At 70.7% G+C, this 20,857-nt stretch carries 16 protein-coding genes and 1 pseudogene; 14 read left to right on the top strand and 3 right to left on the bottom strand.

Annotated elements, in window-relative coordinates; genetic code table 11:
* The first annotated feature begins 182 nt into the window (after positions 1-182).
* The 3 genes from ACH4FH_RS29875 to ACH4FH_RS29865 all read left to right on the top strand — a co-directional run bounded on the left by ACH4FH_RS29875 (position 183) and on the right by ACH4FH_RS29865 (position 4,470).
* The gene (locus ACH4FH_RS29875) at positions 183-1,016 is read left to right on the top strand and encodes an FAD binding domain-containing protein (protein ID WP_398559054.1); all 834 of its coding nucleotides are present in this window, start codon (positions 183-185) and stop codon (positions 1,014-1,016) included.
* Positions 1,013-3,814 carry a molybdopterin-dependent oxidoreductase gene (locus tag ACH4FH_RS29870; protein WP_398559053.1) on the top strand — a complete coding sequence of 934 codons (2,802 nt, stop codon included), beginning with the start codon at positions 1,013-1,015 and terminating at the stop codon, positions 3,812-3,814. The genes ACH4FH_RS29875 and ACH4FH_RS29870 overlap by 4 nt, the downstream gene beginning before the upstream one ends.
* Before the next feature lie 146 nt (positions 3,815-3,960).
* Positions 3,961-4,470, top strand: a complete 510-nt coding sequence (locus ACH4FH_RS29865) for a molybdopterin-dependent oxidoreductase (protein ID WP_398559052.1) — start codon at positions 3,961-3,963, stop codon at positions 4,468-4,470.
* Between the two features lie 90 nt (positions 4,471-4,560).
* On the opposite strand, the pseudogene ACH4FH_RS29860 reads toward ACH4FH_RS29865, so the two are convergent.
* Together ACH4FH_RS29860 and ACH4FH_RS29855 are read right to left on the bottom strand one after the other, a co-directional pair.
* A pseudogene (locus ACH4FH_RS29860) lies at positions 4,561-5,308 on the bottom strand (vWA domain-containing protein).
* A 278-nt stretch (positions 5,309-5,586) separates the two neighbouring features.
* Positions 5,587-6,963, bottom strand: a complete 1,377-nt coding sequence (locus tag ACH4FH_RS29855) for an MFS transporter (protein ID WP_398559051.1) — start codon at positions 6,961-6,963, stop codon at positions 5,587-5,589.
* 219 nt (positions 6,964-7,182) lie between these two features.
* Between ACH4FH_RS29855 and ACH4FH_RS29850 the strand changes: the two genes are divergently transcribed.
* From ACH4FH_RS29850 to ACH4FH_RS29835, 4 genes are read left to right on the top strand one after another with little or no spacing between them, the layout of a single operon-like run.
* A complete protein-coding gene (locus ACH4FH_RS29850; RefSeq protein WP_398559050.1) occupies positions 7,183-7,860 on the top strand; it encodes a GntR family transcriptional regulator in 678 nt (225 codons plus the stop codon).
* Between the two features lie 34 nt (positions 7,861-7,894).
* Positions 7,895-8,983 (top strand): exo-alpha-sialidase, encoded by a 1,089-nt coding sequence (locus tag ACH4FH_RS29845; protein WP_398559049.1) that lies wholly within the window; start codon positions 7,895-7,897, stop codon positions 8,981-8,983.
* Positions 8,980-10,614 carry a fucose isomerase gene (locus ACH4FH_RS29840; protein ID WP_398559048.1) on the top strand — a complete coding sequence of 545 codons (1,635 nt, stop codon included), beginning with the start codon at positions 8,980-8,982 and terminating at the stop codon, positions 10,612-10,614. The genes ACH4FH_RS29845 and ACH4FH_RS29840 overlap by 4 nt, the downstream gene beginning before the upstream one ends.
* Positions 10,611-12,080 carry an FGGY-family carbohydrate kinase gene (locus tag ACH4FH_RS29835; protein ID WP_398559047.1) on the top strand — a complete coding sequence of 490 codons (1,470 nt, stop codon included), beginning with the start codon at positions 10,611-10,613 and terminating at the stop codon, positions 12,078-12,080. The genes ACH4FH_RS29840 and ACH4FH_RS29835 overlap by 4 nt, the downstream gene beginning before the upstream one ends.
* A gap of 96 nt (positions 12,081-12,176) precedes the next feature.
* Here ACH4FH_RS29835 and ACH4FH_RS29830 read toward each other — a convergent pair whose 3' ends face one another.
* Entirely contained in the window at positions 12,177-13,052 is an 876-nt protein-coding gene (locus tag ACH4FH_RS29830) for a dihydrodipicolinate synthase family protein (RefSeq protein ID WP_398559046.1), read from the bottom strand.
* A 146-nt stretch (positions 13,053-13,198) separates the two neighbouring features.
* Here ACH4FH_RS29830 and ACH4FH_RS29825 point away from each other — a divergent pair, with 146 nt between their 5' ends.
* The 7 genes from ACH4FH_RS29825 (at position 13,199) to ACH4FH_RS29795 (ending at position 20,823) form a co-directional block, all read left to right on the top strand.
* Complete coding sequence (locus ACH4FH_RS29825) at positions 13,199-14,188, top strand: 2-hydroxyacid dehydrogenase (protein ID WP_398559045.1); 990 nt, start codon at positions 13,199-13,201, stop codon at positions 14,186-14,188.
* 26 nt (positions 14,189-14,214) lie between these two features.
* Positions 14,215-15,567 (top strand): MFS transporter, encoded by a 1,353-nt coding sequence (locus tag ACH4FH_RS29820; protein ID WP_398559044.1) that lies wholly within the window; start codon positions 14,215-14,217, stop codon positions 15,565-15,567.
* A 54-nt stretch (positions 15,568-15,621) separates the two neighbouring features.
* Entirely contained in the window at positions 15,622-16,296 is a 675-nt protein-coding gene (locus ACH4FH_RS29815) for a GntR family transcriptional regulator (protein WP_398559043.1), read from the top strand.
* 399 nt (positions 16,297-16,695) lie between these two features.
* Positions 16,696-17,016, top strand: coding sequence for a hypothetical protein (locus ACH4FH_RS29810; protein ID WP_398559042.1), 321 nt, complete (start codon positions 16,696-16,698; stop codon positions 17,014-17,016).
* 216 nt (positions 17,017-17,232) lie between these two features.
* A complete protein-coding gene (locus ACH4FH_RS29805) occupies positions 17,233-17,934 on the top strand; it encodes a response regulator transcription factor (RefSeq protein WP_398559041.1) in 702 nt (233 codons plus the stop codon).
* A 130-nt stretch (positions 17,935-18,064) separates the two neighbouring features.
* A complete protein-coding gene (locus tag ACH4FH_RS29800; RefSeq protein WP_398559040.1) occupies positions 18,065-18,724 on the top strand; it encodes a DUF4255 domain-containing protein in 660 nt (219 codons plus the stop codon).
* A complete protein-coding gene (locus ACH4FH_RS29795; protein WP_398559039.1) occupies positions 18,721-20,823 on the top strand; it encodes an ATP-binding protein in 2,103 nt (700 codons plus the stop codon). Before ACH4FH_RS29800 ends, ACH4FH_RS29795 begins: the two co-directional genes overlap by 4 nt.
* Positions 20,824-20,857: the final 34 nt, after the last annotated feature.

The following is a 20,857-nucleotide window of genomic DNA, read 5'->3' as shown; positions in this document are numbered from 1 at the left end:
ACCAGGCGAGTGCGAGTGAGCACATCGTAAATGCCCAAGTCTTTGCGCAGAAACCCTCTTGGTTGATCATCCAGTCCACGGGTGGTCGGGAGGGTGGTTTTCCGTGCTCTGAACCAGTCGTTTCAGGTCCCGGTCAGGGGCTTCACTGACGGGGAAGCAATGGCCGAAAGGGGTGGGGGACCATGGATCTGAACACGGTGCTGGACGTTCGCGACGCGCGTCGTCGTGAGCCCTGGCAGCCAGGGGACGCCTGGCTCGGCGGGGGCACGTACCTCTTCTCCGAGCCGCAGCCGCATCTGCGGCGCCTGGTGGACCTGAGCCGGATGGGCTGGGACCCGATCAGGCACGGGGCCGACGGGGCGCTTGAGATCGCTGCGACCTGCACCATCGCCCAGCTCTCCCGCTTCGGTCGAGCGTGCCGTGCGGTGGCTTCGCCGCTGTTCGAGCAGTGCTGCCGGGCCTTTCTGGCCTCGTTCAAGATCTGGAACATGGCGACCGTCGGCGGCAATCTCTGCAACGGGCTGCCGGCCGGGCCGATGATCTCGCTGACGGCGGCGCTCGACGGGGAGTGCCTGCTCCAGTCACAAGGCGGCACGCTGCGTCGCGTCAAGGTCGCCGACTTCATCACCGGCGCGGGCCGCAAGGACCTCGGGGAGGGGGAACTGCTGCGCTCGGTCGCTCTGCCCGCACGGGGCATGGGAAGCCGGACGGCCTTCCGCCAGGCGTCGTTGTACGGTCTCGGCCGTTCAGGTGCGCTGGTCATCGGCACCCTCGACCCCTTGGACGGCTCGCTGGCGGTGACCCTCACCGCTGCCACCGTACGGCCCTTCCGGCTCTGGTTCCCGCTGCCTCCCGACGCGGGCGGTCTGCGCCGCGCGATCGAGGCGGCCGTCGCCGACGACGAGTGGTTCGACGACATCCACGGCCTGCCCGAATGGCGGCACCACATGGCGATCCGCTTCGCCGAGGAGATCCGCCGCGAACTCACCCAGCTTCCCCCGGACGGTGCGCGATGAGCTTCCACATCCAGGTCAACGACCAGCCCTTCGACACCGAACCCCGCGCCGGGCAGTGCCTGCGCACCTATTTGCGCGAGCGCGGCTGGTTCGGTGTGAAGAAGGGCTGCGACGCCGGGGACTGCGGTGCCTGCACCGTCCATGTGGACGGCGAGCCCGTGCACAGTTGCCTTTATCCGGCGGTACGTGCGGAGGGCCGCAGTGTCACGACCGTGGAGGGCCTCGCCTCCCCTGAGGGTGAACTCCACCCGGTCCAGCAGAAGTTCCTCGACGCCCAGGGCTTCCAGTGCGGCTTCTGCACCGCCGGATTCCTGATGACCACGGCAGCCCTCGAAGCCGAGAAGGGGACCGCACACGACGACGGCAAACTCGCCGACCTGCCCCGCGCCTTCAAGGGCAACATCTGCCGCTGCACGGGCTACCGCGCCATCGAGGACGCGGTGTGCGGCGTCAAGCACACCGAGCGGCCGTGCGCCGGCAAAGCGGTCGGCAAGAGCCTCGGCGCACCAGCCGGCCCGCAGGTCGTCACCGGCACCGCCCGCTACACCTTCGACATCGAGGTCCCGGGGCTGCTGCACATGAAGCTCCTGCGCTCCCCGCACCCGCACGCCCGGATCCTCGGCATCGACACCTCCCCCGCCCTCCGGGTCCCGGGCGTGCACGCCGTCCTCACGCACGAGGACGCCCCCGAGCGCCTGTACTCCTCCGCCCGCCACGAGCACCCCACCGAGGACCCCGACGACACGCGTGTCCTCGACAGCACCGTCCGCTACGTCGGCCAGCGCGTCGCCGCCGTCGTCGCCGACAGCGAGCAGGCCGCCGAGGAAGGCTGCCGGCGCATCGAGGTCACGTACGAGGAACTCCCCCACGTCACCGACCCCGAAGCAGCGATGCTCCCGGGCGCACCCGCACTGCACGGCGACAAGGGCCCCGACGCGCGCATCGCCCGCGCCGAGAACAACGTCGCCGGCGAGGTACACGGGGAGATCGGCGACGTCGAGGAAGGTTTCGCCGAGGCGGACATCGTCCACGAGGAGACCTTTTGGACCCAGCGGGTCCAGCACGCCAGCCTCGAAACCCACGGCTGTGTCGCGTACTTCGAGCCGAAGGAGGACGGCACGGGCGAGCGCCTGACAGTGCGCTCCTCCACCCAGACACCGTTCCTGACCCGGCGCGCGTTGTGCGCGCTGTACGACCTGCCCGAGGACGAGGTCCGGGTCGTCGCCGGCCGGGTCGGCGGCGGCTTCGGCGGCAAGCAGGAGATGCTCACCGAGGACATCGTCACCCTTGCGGCACTCAAGCTGCGCCGCCCGGTGAAGCTGGAGTACACCCGGGCCGAGCAGTTCTACGGGGCCACCACCCGCCACCCGTTCAAGGTCGCCATCAAGATGGGCGCCCGCCACGACGGCACCCTGACCGCCTTTCACTTCCGGGTGGTGTCCAACACCGGCGCCTACGGCAACCACGGCCCGGCCGTGATGTTCCACAGTGTGGGTGAGTCGATGGCCGTCTACCGGGCCCCGCACAAGAAGGTCGACGCCTACTCCGTCTACACCAACTGCGTGCCGGCGGGCGCCTTCCGCGGGTACGGCCTGGGCCAGGTCACGTTCGCCGTCGAGTCGGTGATGGACGAACTGGCCCGCCGCCTGGGCCTGGATCCCCTCGTCTTCCGCGAGAAGAACATCATCGGCCCCGGCGAGCACATGCTCAGCCCGATCGGCGAGGAGGAGGACCTCCACATCGCCTCCTACGGCCTCGACCAGTGCCTGTCGGTGGTCCGCACCGCGATCGCGGAGGACACCAGCACCGAACAGGCCCCGGAAGGCTGGCTGGTCGGCCAGGGCACGGGCATGGCGATGATCGCAACCGGCCCGCCGGGCGGCCACTACGCGGACGCGCGTGTCTCCCTCCTCCGGGACGGCACGTACGACATCGCCGTCGGCACGGCCGAGTTCGGAAACGGCACCACCACCGTCCACAAGCAGATCACCGCCGGCGCCCTCAACACCACCGAGGATCGCATCGCGATCCGGCAGTCCGACACGGACGTCGTGCGCCACGACACGGGAGCCTTCGGCTCGGCCGGCACCGTCGTCGCGGGCAAGGCCGTCCTGCTGGCCGCGGCCGCACTGGCCGAGCGTCTGCAGACCTTCGCGGCCCGGCACACGGGCGCGGCGCGGCATCTGTGCAAGCTCGGCGCCGAAGCCTTCGACTGCGCGGGCCGGACGGTAACCCTGAAGGAGCTGTTCGAGGCGGCCCACGCGGCTGGGGCGGCGGAGGAACTGGCCGCGGACGGACACTGGGGCGGATCCCCGCGCTCGGTGGCCTTCAACGCCCAGTGGTTCCGGATCGCCGTCGACCCCGGCACCGGGGAGATCCGCATCCTGCGCAGCGTGCACGCGGCCGACGCGGGCAAGGTGATGAACCCGATGCAGTGCCGCGGCCAGGTCGAAGGCGGTGTCGCCCAGGCGCTGGGCGCGACTCTCTTCGAGACCGTGCGGGTGGACGAGCGCGGTGAGGTCACGACGGCGGCTTTCCGCCGCTACCGCCTCCCTCAGTACGCCGACATCCCGCGCACCGAGGTCCACTTCATGGAGACGGCGGACGCGATCGGCCCGCTGGGCGCCAAGTCGATGAGCGAGAGCCCGTTCAACCCGGTGGCTCCGGCGTTCGCCAACGCGCTGCGTGATGCCACCGGAATCCGGTTCACCGAACTGCCTGCCACCCGGGACCGGGTCTGGCTCGCTCTCCACCGGCACGCCACGTCCGCCGCCGGGAGCCCGTCCCTTGGTGCATGAACCTGGAGGATGCTGCCCCGATATTCGTAGCAACCTCACAAACGCGAGGGAAACTCGCGGAACAGGCTCGCAAACACGATTCTTCTGGACGGTCGTCGGGTATCACTGGGCGCAGTCGCCGCACCGACCGTTCAAAGGGGAACCTGATGAGTCGACTCAGCGCTCCGCCGCGCACAAGCGCCGCACAGACCGGGGCCTTCGTCGTGTGCGGCGATGTGGCGGAGCCGGCCACACTGAGCGTCGCGGACCTGCGTCAGGGCTGGGAGCAGCATCGGGCCGAGGTGGTTTTCGACTGCGCCACCAACGGCCCGCAGCACCACACCTTCCACGGGCCCCTGCTCCGAGAGGTGGTCGGTGACGCCCGCCCCGGCTTCGATCCCCGCCGACGCAAGGACCGCTCCCGCTTCCTGCTGGCCGTCAGCAGCGGGGATGGCCACCACACCGTCCTGTCGTGGGCAGAGATCGACGCCGACTTCGGCAACGCACCCATGCTGCTGGCGACCCGCCTGGACGGCCAGGACCTCGACGCGGCGGGCACCCAGCTGGTCGTACCCTCCGACCGCTGCGGCGCGCGCTACATCAGCGCCGTCACCAGCATCTGGATCGGCGCCTGCCACCTGTCCGACGAACTCGCCGACACGCGCGGGGACGCCTGAGAACGGCCGGAGGCAACTCCGGCCGCCGTCCGATCCGGAGCAACGACTTCTCGCTGTCCACCGCGCGCCGCTGGGCGGACGCCGGGCGGATCACCGCACCGGCTTCTCCACGACCCCCGCTGTCTGGGCGGCGGCCAGCCACTGGGGGAACTCGCTCAGCAAGTGGTCGTACAGGGCGGCGTCGGTGTGCGCGCGTGGGTTCTGGCCGGCGTGGATGAAACCGGCGTTGTCGACGATGCGCTTGCCCGGTACGGCGAGGTCATCGAGCCTGTGCAGAAACCGGAACTCGTTGTCGTCCGGGTCGCCGAAACCGACGAACTGCCAGAACAGAGGTAATTTCGCGGCCTTGCACAGGTAGCGTTCAGCGGCGGCCTTGCTGGTGGGGCCGCCGTCCGTCTGGAAGATGACAAGCGCCGGAGCGGTGCTCCCGGCGGCCAGGTAATGGTCGATGACGGCGTCCATGGCCCAGTGGTAGTTGGTGCGTCCCATGTGCCCGAGGCCCTGGTGCAGTTTGGCGATCCGTCCCTCATAGTTGTCCAGCCCGAAGTCCGCGGTGCCGTCGACGTCGGTGGAGAAGAAGACGACCGGCACGGTGCCGTCGTCGTCGAGGTGTGCGCACAGCCCGAGGACCTGCTCGGCCAGATGCTGGACGGTGCCGTCCTTGTAGTACGGGCGCATGGAACCGGAACGGTCGAGGACGAGGTGGACAGCAGCCCGTTCCCCCGCCAGCCCATGCTTTTTGAGGCTGATGCCGGCTCTTGTAGAGGTCGACCAGTCCCGGCGCGGTCGCCTGTACTTTCTCCAAGCTCACCCTCGTGGTACTCGCCTGCGTCGTCATCGCCGTGCCCGCCCTTCGTCGCCCCCGCCCTGGCAAGTGCCTCTGTCCAGCGGGAAGTTGTTCAAGTCATATCAAGCACCGTCGTCGTGGACAGCAACCTCGGCCTGCTGCGGGTACCGGGCGTTCCCGTCAAGCGCCGTCGTCGAGGCCGGCGCTCGCCTCGCCTGCACGGCCTGGGGCGTGCGTAGTTGTCTGCCGGGGCCGGCGCGCGGCGCGGCCCCGGCAACCACGTGGGTTGCCGGGACCGGGCGTTGCCTGGCGCGGAGGCCGGTGGCTCGTCACCTTGCCGTGGTCACCTTCGTATGGGGCGTACCCGCGTCGCCGGGAGCTGTGGACGCGCTCGCGCCCGTGTCGCGCAGGTCGCGGCGGAAGGTTTCGGGGGACTTCCACACCGCGACCATGGTGATCACGGCGCCCAGTACGACGTATCCGGCGACCAGCGGCCAGCGGGTTCCGTCCGGGCCGGCCAGGGCGGTGGCGATGAACGGGGTGAGGCCGCCGGTCAGGATGGAGGCGATTTCGCGGCCCGCAGCGGCGCCCGTGTAGCGGCGGTCGGCGGGGAAGAGCTCCGCGAAGAATGCCGGCTGGACCGCGTTGATGGCGTTGTGGCCGAGGTTGAGGACGAGGACGTAGCCGAGCAGGATCAGCAGGAAGTTCCCGGACTGCAGGAGCCAGAAGAAGGGGAACGCGGCGGCGGCCACGACGACGGCGCCGAACATGTAGACCGGCCGCCGCCCCTTGCGGTCCGAGAGCGCCGCGTACAGCCCGTGCGCGGGGAAGGCGAGAACCGAGACGACGAGGATCGCGGTGTTCAGGGTGGACTTGTCGAGGCCGAGGGAACCGCTGCCGTATGACAGGGCGAACACGGTCAGCAGGAAGTACGGGAGGGCTTCGGCGAAGCGCAGGCCGACGATCAGCAGCAGATTGCGCCAGTCCTTGACGAAGATGGCGCGGATGGGGCTGCTTTCGCGCTTCGAGGTCTTTGGCTGGTCAACGGCCTCGGTGAAGACCGGGCTTTCGTGCAGCGAGCGGCGCAGCCAGAAGGTCACGACGAGGATGACGGCGGACAGCAGGAACGGGACCCGCCAGCCCCAGGCGTAGAGCGCCGCGTCCGGCAGGGTGTACACCCAGGCGAAGAGCGCGGTGATGAGGATCTGGGCGGAGAAGCCGCCGACATTGGGCCAGGCGGTGAAGAAGCCGCGCCGGTGTGCCGGGGCCGACTCAAGAACGATGATCATCGAGCCGCCCCATTCGCCGCCGACGGCGAAGCCCTGCAGGAGACGCAGGAGGACGAGCAGTGCGGGCGCGAGGATGCCGAGCGTGCCGTACCCGGGGAGCAGTCCGATCGCGATGGTGGACAGGCCCATCAGGGACAGGGTGAACAGGAGCGTGGACTTGCGGCCGCGGACGTCACCGCGGCGCCCGAAGAACAGGCCGCCGAGCGGTCTGGCCAGGAAGCCGACCGCGAAGGTGCCAAAAGCGGCGAGGGTGCCGAGGAAGCCTTCCTGGCCGGGGAAGAAGACCTTCGGGAAGATCACGGCCGCTGCGGTGCCGTAGACCAGGAAGTCGTAGTACTCAAGCGTGTTGCCCAGAAAGCTGGATGCCGCGACCTTCCAGGCGTAGCGCCGGTCTGTCTGCGGAGTGGTCGCGGCCATGCACGTCCCTCTCATGTCGTTGCACCCCCTGCCGTGGCCGGGGAGGCACGCCGTCGTGCCCGGCCATGACTATGCATGGCAGTTGGTTAACCGTCAACGGTTTTCGTTGACGGTTAACCGTTTGCCGAAGTAGCGTGCCGTTCACCGGCGAACAGGGCCCCATACACGGCACCCAGGGCCCCGCCATCGTGCAAGGCGAAGCCACGAAAAAGGAGGCCCATGCGCGTCAGCCCCATCAGCCGGCCGTCCCTCGGCGCTCAGGTCCTCGATCAGCTGCGCGCGCTCGTGGTACGCGGCGACCTGGCGCCGGGCACGCACCTCGTCGAGGGCAAGGTCGCCGAGGAGTTCAGCGTCAGCCGCGGGCCGGTGCGCGACGCGCTGCGCCAACTGGAGATCGAGGGGCTGGTGGAACCCCGCAGCCGCGGAGTGTCCGTACGCGGCCTGGACGACGACGATCTCCGCGAGCTGTACGCACTGCGCGGCGCCCTGGAGGGCCTTGCCATCCGGGAGACCATCGCGCGGCGCGCGGACGCGGAGTGGTCGGCTCTCGACGCGGCGCTGCGGACCATGTGGCAGGCGGCGGACGCCCGCGATCCGGCCCGGTTCGCCGCCGCCGACATGGACTTCCACAGCGCCTTCTACGAGCTGTGCGGGAACCGCAGGCTCGCGGCCGCGTGGGCCACCCACCGCCCACTGTTCGCGGCCATGCTCGACGTGACGAACACCCGCGACCGTGACCTTCACCCCACCGCGCAGGACCACGCCGACCTCGCGGAGCTCATCCGTACCGGCGCGGCAGAGCCCGCCCTCGCGACGCTCGACGCACACCTGGCCGGCTCCCAGGAACGGATGCGGGCCTCCCTCATCGAACTGCCCGCGCGCCGCCGGGCGTCGTGACCACCCCTGTTCCGCCGGCCTTCCGGAGACCGAGATGTCACACCCCGAGGCCACCGCCCTTCCGGCGCCCACCCGTTCGTTCGTGACCGTCGACGATCCGCGCCGGCGCCAGTGCCACGCTTCGACCGTTGCCGTCGCCGAAGGCGCCCCGGTGGTCGCCTGGTTCGCGGGGACCCGCGAGGGCACGCCGGACAACCGCATCTGGCTGTCGGGCCCGAACGGGATCCATCCGCTCGACACCGGACGCGACGTCGCCCACTGGAATCCGGTGCTCGCGCCGGACCCGTCCGAGGCCGGTGTGGTGTGGCTGTTCGCGAAGGCCGGACCGCGGATCTCGCAGTGGGTCACCCTCGTGACCCGGACACGAGACGGCGGTGCGACCTGGGAACCGCCGAGGGAGCTGGTCCAGGGCGACAGGTCCGGCGGCCGCGGACCGGTGAAGAACCCGCCGCTGGTCACCCCCGAAGGTGTGTGGCTGGCGCCGGCCTCGGTCGAGCACTGGTCCGAACCGCCCTGCTGGGAACCGTTCGTCGACATCTCGGCGGACGGTGGCACGACCTGGTTGCGCACCCCGATCCCCGTCGACCGTTCGGCGCTGCGCGGCGCGGGCCACATCCAGCCGTCCCTGTGGCTGGGCCCGGACGGTCCGGTGGCCCTGATGCGCAGTACCGAAGGCCGCGCCTACCGCGCCGTCTCCGGAGACGGCGGACGGCACTGGGGCGCGGCCGCCCCGACCGGCTTGCCGAACAACAACTCCGGGCTGTGCGCTCTCGCCCTGCCCTCCGGACGCATCGCCTGCGTGCACAACCCCTCGTCGCAGGACTGGGGCAGCCGCTGCCCCCTCGCCGTGTCCGTCTCGGACGACGACGGGGTCACCTGGCGTCAGGCGGCAGTCGTCGACGACGGACTCACCGCCGTGGACCCCGCCGTACCGCAACTGCTCGACGCGCGGGCACGGCCCGGCTTCGCGCCGGGTGACACCGGCGTGGTGACCAGCGGCGTCGCGGAGTTCTCGTACCCGACCGCCGTCCTCGACGGATCCGACCTGCTCATCACCTACACCTGGCAGCGGCGCGGCATCGTCCTCGCCCGGCTGCCCCTGACCCTTCTGGAGAAATCGTGACCTACCGGCTGCCCACGCCCCGGCCACACCTCGGCGTCCCGCCGCGCACCGCGTACCTGATCTCCAGCGGCGATCTGCGCCCGGCCGCCAACGCGGCGGGCTGGCCCGCCCAGGAAGCGCTGGAAAAGAGCGTCACCGAGGCCTTCGCCGGGCTCGGCTGGACGGTGCGGCGGGCGCACGCGTACGACAAGGACAAGGGGCACGGCTTCATCGACAGTCAGCGTGCCGGACTGGAGGTCTTCAAGACCATCCCGCCTCAGGCCCCGCTGATCGCCGCCGAGGCGGTGTGGCAGTACAGCCACCATGTGCTGGCCGGCCTGCGCACCCATGACGGCCCCGTGCTGACGGTCGCCAACTTCGACGGCACCTGGCCCGGCCTCGTCGGCCTGCTCGGGCTTAACGCAGGTCTGACGAAGATGGGCCGGGAGTACTCCACCCTCTGGTCCGTCGACTTCACCGACGCCATGTTCCTGGACGGGCTGCGCGAGTGGACGGAGACGGGGCTCGTCACGCACGACGACTCCCACGTGCGGCCGCTGCCCGAGCTGCCCCCATCCGCGGAGCGCACGCTGGGCGTCGCGATTGCCGATCAACTGCGCCGAGACAAGGCCCTGATCGGTGTCTTCGACGAGGGCTGCATGGGCATGTACAACGCGATCATCGACGACGAGCTGCTCAATCCACTGGGCATCTACAAGGAACGGCTGTCGCAGAGCGCCCTGTACGCCGAGATGCTGCGCGTCCCGGACGCGGAGGCCGACGCCGCCCGCGCCTGGCTCGACCGGGCGGGCATGACCTTCGCGACCGGGACCGACGAAGCCACCGAGCTGACGGACCGCCAGATCAGCGAACAGCTGAAGATGTACATCGCGGGGCTGCGGATCGCCGATGACTTCGGTCTGGACGCGGTCGGAATCCAGTACCAGCAGGGCCTGAAGGACCTCACCCCCGCATCCGACCTGGCCGAGGGCCTGCTCAACAACCGGGAGCGCCCGCAGGTGACCAGCCGCGACGGCTCACGCGTGCTGTACGAGGGCGAGCCGCTACCGCACTTCAACGAGGCCGACGAAGGCGTGGCCGTCGACGCGCTCCTCACCCACCGGATCTGGACCGCCATGGGCCTGGACCCGGCGACCACGCTGCACGATGTGCGCTGGGGCGCGGAGTACGAGGGGCAGTTCGTCTGGGTCTACGAGATCTCCGGGTCGGTACCGGCTTCCCACCTCACCGGCGGCTACGCGGGCGCGGTCAGCCTGCGGCAGAGCCCGGTGTACTTCCCCGCCGGCGGCGGCACCATCAAGGGCGTGAGCAAACCGGGCGAGATCGTCTGGTCCCGGCTCTACATCGCCGACGGCGGGCTCCACCTGGACATCGGCCGCGGCTCGGTCGTCGAACTGCCCGCCGAGGAGACCGAGCGCCGCTGGGCCGCGACGAACCCCGAGTGGCCGATCGCCCATGTGGTCACCCACGGCGTCAGCCGCGACCAGTTCATGGCACGGCACAAGGCCAACCACGTCCAGCTCGTGTACGCCGCCGACGCCGCCACCGCCGACGCGGCACTCGTCGCCAAGGCAGCGGCGTTCCACGAACTCGGTGTCACCGTCCACCTGTGCGGGGATACCCGGATATGAGATTCCTCGGCGTCGACATCGGCACCTCAAGCAGCAAGGGCGTCCTGGTGGATGCCTCCGGCACGGTCCTGGCGGCCGCGGTGCGCCGGCACTCGGTCTCCCGCCCGAGGGCGGGGCATGTCGAGATGGACCCCGAAGTGTGGTGGGCGGAGTTCTGCGGCATCACGCGCGAGCTCCTGGCCGGCGGCGAGCGGGTGGACGCGGTCGGCGTCAGCGGGATGGGCCCGTGCGTCGCCCTCGCGGACGCCGCGAACCGGCAACTGCGACCGGCGATCCTGTACGGCGTGGACACCCGGGCCGGCGCGCAGATCACCCGGCTCCATGCGGAACTCGGCCGGGAAGCCGTCCTCGACCGGTGCGGCAGCGTGCTGTCCACACAGGCGGTCGGGCCGAAGGTGGCCTGGGTGGCCGAGCATGAGCCGGAGGTGTTCACCGCCGCCCGGCGGCTGTTCATGCCGGCGTCCTTCCTCGCCCACCGGCTCACCGGGGCCTACGTTCTCGACCACCACTCGGCCAGCCAGTCCGCCCCCTTCTACGACACCCGGGCGCGGGACTGGTACCGGCCGTGGGTGGAGGCGGTGTGGCCGCATGCGGAACTCCCCGAGCTGCGCTGGCCCGGCGACCCGGCGGGCACGGTGAGCGCCAAGGCGGCAGCGGCGACCGGTCTCGCCACGGGCACCCCCGTCATCACCGGCACCATCGATGCCTGGACAGAGGCCGTCAGCGTCGGCGCGACACGACCGGGCGATCTGATGCTCATGTACGGCACGACGATGTTCCTGATCGCCACCGTCACCGAGCAGTTGCGGGTGCCGGAGCTGTGGAGCACCGTCGGCGCCTTCCCCGACACCCGCTCTCTAGCCGGCGGCATGGCCACCTCGGGGGCGGTCACCGAGTGGCTGCGCGGCCTGTTCGGTTCGCCCGGTCACGCGGACCTGCTCAAGGAGGCCGCTCTCAGCGGTCTCGGTGCGCGCGGTCTGGCGATGCTGCCGTATTTCGCGGGTGAGCGCACTCCGGTCGCCGACCCCGACGCACGGGGCGTGATCGCCGGTCTCACCGTCGAGCACACCCGCGGGGACCTGTACCGGGCAGCGCTGGAGGCCACCGCGCACGGCGTGCGCCACAACATCGAGGCGATGGGCGAGGCGGGCGCCGGGATCAAACGTGTCGTCGCGGTCGGCGGCGGCACACAGGGCGGGCTGTGGACACAGATCGTCTCCGACGTCACCGGGTTGCCGCAGGACATCCCCACCGTCACGGTCGGCGCCAGTTACGGCGCCGCCCGGCTGGCCGCGCAGCGCACCGCGGAGGCGGACATCGCGGTCTGGAACCCGGTACGCGAACAGCGCGTGCCGGACCCCGCCGCGGTGGTGGCGTACGACCGGCTGCACGGCCTGTACCGGGAGCTGTATCCGGCGACACGGGCGACGGCCCACGCCCTGGCCCGGTTCCAGCGCGAGAGCTGACCCCGTCGGGCGGCACGCGACGCGGCGGGTGCGCGGTCCTTCGTGCACCCGCCGCCAGGCCGTGTCGTCGAAGTCGCCGTGGCCCCTCGCGGGAACTCAGCCGGCCAGGTCCGCCACCAGCTTCTCGATCTCGGCCGCCGTCTGCGGGTCCGGGTAGCCGACGGTCATACGGGAGGAGCCGGCCGGCAGGCCGCGTACGCGCTGGGCGTGCTTGATCCGTCCGGCACTCGGGCCGAGCAGGGCGACCACCCGGTCCACCCGCTCCTGCAGCGGCGCGAGTTCGCCGGCTCCGGCACCGGCCAGCTTGGCGGTGGCCAGCTCCAGGAAGGGTTCGGGGAGCGCGCCGGAGCAGCCGGAGATCACACCCGCGCCACCCTCGTCGAGGACCGTGGTCAGCAAGGCGTCGTTGCCCGAATAGACGGTGAACTCCGCAGGCAGGGCGGCACGGTACGCCGCGACCTCGGTGGACGGCCCGCCACTCAGCTTCACACCGTCCAGGGCGCACTCCTCCGCCAGCTGCGCGAACAGCTCGGGGGCGACGGTGATGCCACTGCGCTCGGGGAAGAGGTACGCGTACAGCTCGGCATCCCCTGCCGCCTGCCCTACGCGCAGGAAATAGTCGCGCAGCTCGTCCGGTTCGGCGGCCAGGTAGTACGGGGTGAGCGCCGCGAGCCGGGTTGCGCCCGCGGAGACCGCGTCACGCGTGAGCGCCACGGCCGTGTGCGCATCGGGGGCACCGACATGGGCCATGACGGCGTCAGGGCCTGCGACTTCCAGGGCGAGTTCGATCAGAGCGCACCTCTCCGCACGGTCCAGGGCGGGGAACTCCCCGGTTGTCCCGGCGATCATCAGCTGCCCCGTGGTGTCGGCGGTGAAGCGGAACAGTTCGCGGGCAGCGCCCGGATCGAGGTCGCCGTCCGGGGTGAAAGGGGTGGTCAGGGGGGTGATGACGGTGGTCTGCGTCGCAGGCATGGGCGAGCGGTCCTTCCGGGGCACGGTTAATCTCCAGAATCAGTCTACGGTTAACCGTTGACGAGACTTCATCGTACGCCCGATGATCTGCGGTGTCACGAGCCGCCGGGGTCGCCGCCACCCCTTCAGAACACCGGAGCACTCACATGCCGGAGCAGCCGGAACATCTGGTCAGCCGCTACCACTTGAACGACCTCCGCCCCGCCGACCTGCGCCGCCTCCTCCCGGGCCACCCCGACCTGCGGATCACCGAGATCGGCCCGGACGACGACCCGCGCGACCACCTCGACGCGCTGGCGACCGCGACGATCGTGCTGGCCCCGCTGGAGAAGGAACGCCGGATCACCGCGGAACTGCTGGACGCCATGCCGCGATGCCGCCTGATTCAGTCCGTCGCCGTCGGCTTCGACGGCGTCGACCACCGCGCCGCCGCCGAACGCGGCATCCCCGTCGCCAACCTGCCCGGCTTCAACACCGACGCGGTGGCCGACTGGGCCGTGGGCGCACTGCTGTATCTGCTGCGGCCGTACGCCTTCGGTCACGCCAAGGTCGAGCGCGGAGAATGGGGGCCCGAGGGGGTCAGGGGCCGCGACGTGTCGTCGCTGACCGTCGGGATTGCCGGCTTCGGCAATATCGGGCGTGCCGTCGCCCGCCGCCTCGACGCGTTCGGTGCCCGCGTCCTCGTCCACGACCCGGCACCCAGCGAGCCCGGCCGGGAGTACGTCGACCTCCACGAACTCACCGCCCGCAGCGATGTTCTGACCCTGCACATGCCGCTGAACGACGCCACCCGCGGCCTGATCGGCGACGACGCGCTGGGGCGCATGCCCCGCGGCTCCTGGGTGGTGAACGCCGGGCGCGGTGGCGTGCTGGACGAGGCGGCCGTCGTGCGGGCACTCGATTCCGGGCAACTGGCCGGCGCGGCGCTCGATGTCTTCGCCGAGGAACCGCTGCCCGCCGCCTCGCCCCTGCGCGGCCGCACCGATGTCCTGTTGAACCCGCATGCCGCGGGCGTGACCCACGAGGCGTACCAAAACCTGCGCGCCGACGTGATCGAGAGCCTCGACCTGGTGCTCTCCGGCAAGCAGCCCCGCAACGTCGTCAACGGCGTCACCCCCGACCAGGCTCGCGCCTGATGGCCGGCATTCCCAGGGAGCCCAGCATGACCGGAACCCGGACCGCCGACGGAACGCCGACGGCCGACGCCAAGACCCCGGCAGCCGGCCCGCCGCGCGTCGGCCGCGTCCGCTTCGCCGTGCTCGGCCTGCTGTTCGTCGGCATCACGATCAACTACATCGACCGCGCCGCCCTCAGCGTCTCACTGCCGCACATCAGTGAGGACTTCCACATCTCCCCCGCCCTCGCCGGCACGATCATGTCCGCGTTCTTCTGGACCTACGCGTTCGGACAGATGCCGGGTGGCTGGCTGGCCGACCGGTTCGGCCCGCGCGTCACGCTGTTCTTCGCGAGCCTGTGGTGGGGCGTGGCCACCGCCCTGATGGGGCTCGCCCGCGGCACGGGACTGCTGCTCGCCCTGCGCATGGTGCTCGGTCTGGGCGAGGCTCCGTCCTTCCCGTCCAGCGCCAAGGTCGTCTCACGGTGGTTCCCGAAGACCGAGCGCAGCTTCGCGTCGGCGACCTTCAACAACGGCAACGCCGTCGGCGGCGCCCTGTCCATCCCGCTCGTCGCGATCGTCGTCGGCGCCTTCGGCTGGCGGGCCGCCTTCGCCATCGCCGGAGGACTTGGCGTGGTGTGGGCGTTCGGCTGGTGGCTGTACTACCGCGACCCGGAGCGGCACGGGCAGCTGACGAAGCCGGAACTGGAGTACATCAAGGCCGGCCAGGACAGCACCGACGCACCCGAGCAGACCGAGGTCCGCTGGCGCGACCTGTTCCGGTTCCGCCTGGTGTGGGCGATGATGCTCGGCTTCTTCTGCGTCAACTTCGTCGCCTACTTCTTCATCACGTGGTTCCCGTCGTACCTGGTGGAGACGTACCACCTGTCGACGATGAAGTTCGGCTTCCTGGGCATGGTGCCCGGGCTCGCTTCCATGGTCGGCGGCTGGTGCGGCGGCCTCGTCTCGGACTGGCTCGTGCGGCGCGGCACCCCCGTCACCAAGGCCCGCAAGGTCTGCCTCGTCGGTGGCCTGCTGGGCACCTCCGTCATCGCTCTCGCCGTCGTCTCCCCGAGCGTCGGCATGGCCCTGACCGCCCTGTCCGCGTCGTACTTCTGCTCCACCTTCGCGGCCGCCAGCGTGTGGGCACTGCCCGGCGACATCGCCCCCACCCCCGGCCACGTCGGCTCCATCGCGGGCATCCAGAACACCGCCGGCAACATCGCGGGAATCGTCTCCCCGCTGCTCCTGGGGGTGCTGATGGGCAGCTCCGGCTCCTTCTTCGTCCCACTGATCACGGCCGGCTGCGTCGCGCTGCTGGGCGCGGTCACATACGCCTTCCTCCTGCCGGCGGTGGAGCCACTGCGCCTGGACCGGCAGCCGTCGCGCACGATGGGATAGTAGGTGCCCGTCAACCGTTGACGGCGACAGGCGAAGAACGAGGGAGGGCTCGGCGTGGACCAGCTGGCCGTGAGGCAGGTGCGGCAGTTGCCGCTCGGAGAGCGCGTGGCACACCAGCTGCGGGTACTGATCGTCAGCGGGCAGTTGGACCCGGGAACGCATCTGGTGGAAGGGGCCCTGGCGGACCGCTTCGACGTCAGCCGCGGCCCCATCCGCGACGCCCTACGGCTGCTGGAAGCGGAGGGCCTGGTGGAGTCCCGGCGCCGCGGCGTCTACGTCACCGGGCTCGACGAGGACGACATCGACGAGCTGTTCACCCTGCGTGAGTCCCTGGAGAGACTGGCCATCACCCGCGCCATCGACCGCGCCGGGAAGAACGAGACCGACGCGCTGGAACCGCTGGTCACCGCCATGATGGAGGCGGCCGACAAGGGGGACCCGACCGCCTTCGCCCAGGCCGACCTGGAGTTCCACTCCACGTTCTACGCACTGGCCGGACACCGACGGCTGACCGCGGTCTGGGAACAGTACCGGCCCGTGTTCGCCGTCATCCTGGACGTCACCAACACCCAGGACCGCGACCTCCGGCCCGCCGCGGAAGCCCACGCCGACCTGCTGCGCGCCATCCGCTCCCGCGACGTCACGGAGGCCACCAGCCTCCTCAGCAGCCACCTGCTGGGCGCCGGCAACCGGCTGCGGACCACACTGCAACAGGTGCGCGACTCGTAGGCCCCGGCGTCGCGACCGGACACGGCGGGCCTCCGGCCCCACAACGCCTCGGCGAGGATGCGGCCCTGTGCAGCCACCAAGGGCGGATCGGGCTCTGGCCAGATGGTCGCAACCGCCACCGTGCCGACCTCCGCTGACGGCATTCCGCTACGACGCGCGATGAAACCGCCGCACAATGGCCTCGACGTCGTCGATCACGGCCGGACTCGCTGCCCGCCGGCGCCCGGCCGCCTTCTGCTCCGCGAGCCCTCGTTCCCTCGTCACCCCCGCATGCGCCCGATTGCTCGGCCCATGTCGGACGTTAGTGGGGCGTTAGTCGTACGGCGGTAGATCATCAGCAGTGGCCGACAGTCTTGTTCTCCCGAGCCCGAAACGCTACTTGGAGAGAACGGGAAGACCATGTCCCACACCACGATCCGCTACGCCCGCAAGGCCGCCGCCGCCACGGTGATCGCTGTCGCCGCCTTCGGACTCACCGCCTGTCAGGACAGCGGCACCGACGCCTCATCATCCTCCGCCTCTGCGCACGCCACGCAGTCCCCCACTTCCACAGCCAAGACCGCCCGGCGCTCCCCCAACGCCGAGCCGTCGGGCACCCCCAAGAAGTCCGGGGTGAGCTGCACCGATCAGGTCAACTACGCCGGAGACCCGAGGTCCAACGCCGACATCAACACGATCGGCGAGAAGACCGGCCACTGCCCGCCGGTCCAGCATCAGTGAGTGGGTAGTCGCCGCATCTCAGGCGTGTGCTCGCGCATGCGACAGACCTGGGCCTGAAGCGGACGGACACATCCCACCAACTGGCCACCCCATCAAGCGGGCAACGCCAGGCCGCCGAAGCGTTCGCTTCCGGCGTTGATTTCCCGGTAAGCGATTGTTGATTGCCCTCACGGACTCTGCGGCAGTCGGTATACGGGGGCGAGACGAGGAATATAAGTGCTGGATACACAGGTCACGGTGACGGTGCACGCCTCCGACCCGCTCAGTCGGGCCGGAGTCGTCAGCCACTTACGGCACCAGCCCACCGTCGAGATCGTCCAGAACCAGGGCGGAACGACGGCAAGGGAGCGGGCGGAAGGGGTGGAGGGCGGGAGAGAGAGCGACGGTGGCGGGAAGGCGGTCGGGACCGTGGCGATCATGCTCATCGAGCGGTTCGACGAGATCGCCGCGACCGAGCTGAGACGGCTTGTACGGGGTGGTGAGCAGCGCGTGGTGCTGATTGCTCGGGATCTGCGCGAGCCGGAACTGCTGACGGTCGTGGAGTACGGCGTACGGGCCATACTCTGGCGTCATCAGGCCACCCCACAACGGCTGTTACGGGCGGTGCAGAGCGCGGCGCGCGGCGAGGGCGACCTGCCGCCGGACCTGGTCAGCAGGCTGCTCACACAGGTGGGGCGGCTGCGGCGGTCGGCGGTGTCATCCGCTTCCGTGGCGTTCGTGCCGACGCTCGGTATGGCGCCGCGCGAGGTCGATGTGCTGCGGCTGGTCGCAGAGGGGCTGGACACCCGGCAGATCTCCGAAAAGCTCGCCTACTCCGAACGCACCGTCAAGAACGTCCTGCACGCCCTGATGACGCGGCTGCAACTGCACAACCGCGCGCACGCCGTCGCGTACGCACTGCGCGAGGGATACATCTGATGCGGACGGAAGCAGGCACGAATGCAGGTGCGGCAGCGGTCAGGGGACCGGGTGCGAGAGCAGAGGGTGGAGCGATGACGGGGTTGGCAGCGGACGTTCGGGCGCCGGAGCACCGGGCGGAGGAGCGGGCGTGATTCACGAAGTCGATGAGGCGATGCGGTCCGTGCTGCGAGGCGGGGTTCTGCCGGACGGCACCGGGGACGTCGCGTTCGAGGCGCCGACCCGCGACTGGGCGGCGCGGCGCAACGCACCCACGCTCAATGCGTATCTCTACGACATACGCGAGGAGGTCGCCCGCCGCGAGCGCGGGACGATATCGGAGCGGGACGCCAGTGGTGTGGTCGTGCGCAGGCATCAGCCGCCGCGCTGGTTCCGGCTGTCGTACCTGGTCACGGCGTGGACCACACGCCCGGAGGACGAGCACCGGCTGCTGTCGGCCGCGCTGGGGTGCCTGCTCTCGCACGAGGCCCTGCCGGCGGCCGCGTTGCCGGACGCGCTCCGGGCGCTGGAGGTGAGCATCCCGCTCACGGTCGCGGTGCCGCCCCCCGAGTCCCGCTCGATCGCCGATATCTGGTCGGCACTCGGCGGCGAACTCAAGCCGTCCCTGGACGTGGTAATCACCGTGCCCTTCCCGATCTCGCCTTCGTACGCGGTGGCGCCGCCGGTCACAGAGGGCGCGGTCGCGGTCGTCTCCGGACTCGACGGCGTCCCCGGCGACTCCCAGCCCCGGATGCTCCGCTCCCACCCGGGTGCCTCGCCGTCCGCAAGGGACAGCGAGGGGGAACGGTGAATGCCACGACAGTGAGCGAGAACGCCGGCGGCGCACTGCTGGGCCTGCTGGCGGGGCTGCGCGAGCGGGTGGCCGGGCTGGTCGAGCGGCGCAGCGCCGACGATCCGACGGCTGCCGACCCGCTGCGCGGGCTGTATGTGACCCCGGAGACGGCCAGACGGCTGGCCGCCGCGCCATCGCCGACAGAGGGAACGGGCGGGGCGTATACAGGCGAGATGTCTGCGGCTAAGGCGTATACGGGCGCGCTGGATGACGAGGCATCGGACCGATGGGCATCATCGGATCGACCGGCCGTGCTCGCCGAGCGGTTCGGGCTGTCGGCTTTGGACATGGATATCCTCCTGGCCGCGCTCGCGCCCGATGTGGACCGGGGCTTCGAGCCGCTGTACGGCTACCTCAACGACGATGTCGGTCGTCGCCGTGCCACGGTCGCGCTCGCGCTGGACCTCGCGGGCACCGGCCCGTACGAGTCCGATGCCCGCGCGCGCTTCCACCCCGCCGCGCCCCTGCTGTCCGGTGGGCTGCTCGTCATCGAGGACGAGGACCGGCCACTGCCGGGGCGGGCGCTGCGGGTGCCGGAGCGGGTGGTGGCACATCTGCTGGGAGACGACGCTCTGGATCCCGAACTCAGCGGTGAAGAGGTGGAGTTGCTGCCGACGGGACGACGTACCGACGGCCGTACGGGAAGCGATGCCGGTACCGAGGACCGGGCGTTTGCCGGGCGGCTCGCCGTGCTCGCGTACGAGCGACCGCTCGCCGTACATCTACGGGAGCCCCGGCCCGGTACCGCAGCCGAACCGGTGACCGACGGGCTGCGGCGCGCCGGCATGCCCGTGCTGCGGTATCGGCCGGATGGCCGGGACGGTCCCCGCGGGGACGGCGCCGGCCTCGCGGGCCCGCTACTGCGCGAAGCGCGACTGCGGCGGGCCGCGGTCGTCGTGGGGCCACTGCCGGAGCGGCCCGATGGGGTCGTCAGGGCGCTGGCGGGCAAGGGCGTGCCGGTGGTCTTCTTCGGAAGCGAGCCGTATGACCCGGGCTGGGCCCCTGATTCGGGACTGTTCGCGCTGGACGCGCCGGATGAGGGGGCGGCGGTGGGTGAGGTCTGGAGCGCGGAACTCGGCTCCGTGGACGGGGACTTCGACCTCGAAGCGGCCGTGGCGCCGTACCGGCTGGGGGCCGCTCAGATCCGACGGGCGGCCCGAGCGGCCACCGCCCTCGCCGCCTTCGACGGGACGCCGCTGACCGCCGCCCATGTCCAGCACAGCGCCCGCCTGCAGTCCGCGCCACTGCTGGACCGGCACGCCCGGCGCGTGCGGCCGGCTGTCGGCTTCGACGAGCTCGTCCTGCCGCCCGAACCACTGGCGCTGTTGCGCGAATTGGTGCAGCGGGCGCGGCATCGGGAGAAGGTACTGGGCGAGTGGCGACTGCGCGCCGGCGGTGGGCGCGGCAGGGGCGTGGTGGCCCTGTTCGCCGGGGAATCCGGTACCGGAAAGACGCACTCCGCAGAGGTCGTGGCCGGCGAGCTGGGCCTGAATCTCTATGTGGTGGAACTCTCCGCGGTGGTGGACAAATACATCGGGGAGACCGAGAAGAACCTGGAGCGGATCTTTTCCGAGGCCGACCGCACGGACGCCGTGCTGCTCTTCGACGAGGCCGACGCCGTCTTCGGCAAGCGCTCGGAGGTCAAGAGCTCGCACGACCGGTACGCGAACCTGGAGAGCGCGTATCTGCTGCAGCGGCTGGAGGCGTTCAACGGGATCGCCGTCCTGACCACAAATCTGCGGGCCAACATCGACGATGCGTTCACCCGGCGGCTGGATCTGGTGGTCGACTTCCCGTTCCCGGACGCCGGGCAGCGGTTCGCCTTGTGGCGTTCATGTCTGGCGGCCACCCCTTGCGTGGATGACCTTGAACTCGACGTCTGCGCCAAGGAGTTCGAGCTGTCCGGCGGGGCGATCCGGTCGGCCGCGGTGACCGCGGGCTATCTCGCGGCGGGGCGCGGTGAGGCGGTGTCGGCCGAGGACGTACGGGCCGGGGCCAAGCGCGAGTACCGCAAGATGGGGCGGCTGGTGCCGGACGCGTCGCCGTTGTGGGACTGACCCTCCGGGTGCCGGGGCCGGGCGATGCCCCGGC

Source organism: Streptomyces sp. NPDC017993, assembly GCF_044328065.1.
GTDB lineage: Bacteria > Actinomycetota > Actinomycetes > Streptomycetales > Streptomycetaceae > Streptomyces.
This window is presented reverse-complemented; position numbering and strand designations above follow the sequence as displayed.

Bases quoted from the DNA above. Each gene is read 5' to 3' on its own strand.
- ACH4FH_RS29845 (WP_398559049.1), top strand. From the start codon at position 7,895: ATGTCACACCCCGAGGCCACCGCCCTTCCGGCGCCCACCCGTTCGTTC.
- ACH4FH_RS29820 (WP_398559044.1), top strand. From the start codon at position 14,215: ATGACCGGAACCCGGACCGCCGACGGAACGCCGACGGCCGACGCCAAG.
- ACH4FH_RS29870 (WP_398559053.1), top strand. From the start codon at position 1,013: ATGAGCTTCCACATCCAGGTCAACGACCAGCCCTTCGACACCGAACCC.
- ACH4FH_RS29850 (WP_398559050.1), top strand. From the start codon at position 7,183: ATGCGCGTCAGCCCCATCAGCCGGCCGTCCCTCGGCGCTCAGGTCCTC.
- ACH4FH_RS29825 (WP_398559045.1), top strand. From the start codon at position 13,199: ATGCCGGAGCAGCCGGAACATCTGGTCAGCCGCTACCACTTGAACGAC.
- ACH4FH_RS29835 (WP_398559047.1), top strand. From the start codon at position 10,611: ATGAGATTCCTCGGCGTCGACATCGGCACCTCAAGCAGCAAGGGCGTC.
- ACH4FH_RS29830 (WP_398559046.1), bottom strand. From the start codon at position 13,052: ATGCCTGCGACGCAGACCACCGTCATCACCCCCCTGACCACCCCTTTC.
- ACH4FH_RS29810 (WP_398559042.1), top strand. From the start codon at position 16,696: ATGTCCCACACCACGATCCGCTACGCCCGCAAGGCCGCCGCCGCCACG.
- ACH4FH_RS29875 (WP_398559054.1), top strand. From the start codon at position 183: ATGGATCTGAACACGGTGCTGGACGTTCGCGACGCGCGTCGTCGTGAG.
- ACH4FH_RS29865 (WP_398559052.1), top strand. From the start codon at position 3,961: ATGAGTCGACTCAGCGCTCCGCCGCGCACAAGCGCCGCACAGACCGGG.
- ACH4FH_RS29855 (WP_398559051.1), bottom strand. From the start codon at position 6,963: ATGGCCGCGACCACTCCGCAGACAGACCGGCGCTACGCCTGGAAGGTC.